The organism is Holdemanella sp. (genome assembly GCF_056804935.1).
The window spans coordinates 1-683 of the sequence record NZ_DBMEXE010000276.1; the positions used below are offsets into that span (position 1 = coordinate 1).

The window sequence follows — 683 nt, forward strand, 5'->3', positions numbered from 1 at the left end:
AGGATAGTAAGAACATATCATTCTTTTCTAAACATAAATCGGCAATGGAACAAATCTGCATTTCTTCAGTAGAATAATCAATGCCTTCACAATTGATCATGAAATCGTAGCTGCATACAATGTCTAAACTAGACATCACAAAATATGTCATATCCGCTAATGGAAGTCTTTTAGGGAATGTGATGGTTCTTGTGATGTCGTCCAATTGAAACTGAATGGTACAAATTTGAAATCTTTCCTTTAAATAGTCCGTTTTTTCTTCTATACAAATCTTTATACCTTCTTCAAAAGAATAATCGTGGAATTCAGAATCAATATCTAATAATTCATGTAGATATTGATTGGCGATTTCATGAAGTAAGATGAATTGATATTTTTCATCTTGGGGTGCATATTTGAATAATTCATTTAATGCAGGTTCTAATTTCTTGTTGTTTGTGATGGCTTCCATTGTCATTTCCATCATGGAATCCATTTGTTTTTGTAGTTCCTTTTTCATTTCATTACTCCATATCCATATGTTTTAACATATTAAAAATATCATCGATTTCTTCCAAATTATCTTTAACTAGAGGAATATCTAATTTCTCACAAATAAAATCAAGCCAATTTAGAATATATGGATTTCTGGCATATACATGTTTAGGCTTACCAAAATGTTCGATGGCACCCAAAAAATTATT

Annotated in this window: 2 protein-coding genes; both read right to left on the bottom strand. The window is 30.2% G+C overall.

Features of this window, described 5'->3' with window-relative positions; genetic code table 11:
- Window positions 1–499 (bottom strand): hypothetical protein (locus ACZQCL_RS09265; RefSeq protein WP_482482982.1); only part of this gene is annotated, 499 nt, incomplete at its 3' end.
- A gap of 4 nt (window positions 500–503) precedes the next feature.
- The coding region (locus ACZQCL_RS09270; protein WP_482482984.1) for a DUF6930 domain-containing protein at window positions 504–683 on the bottom strand (180 nt) is incomplete at its 5' end.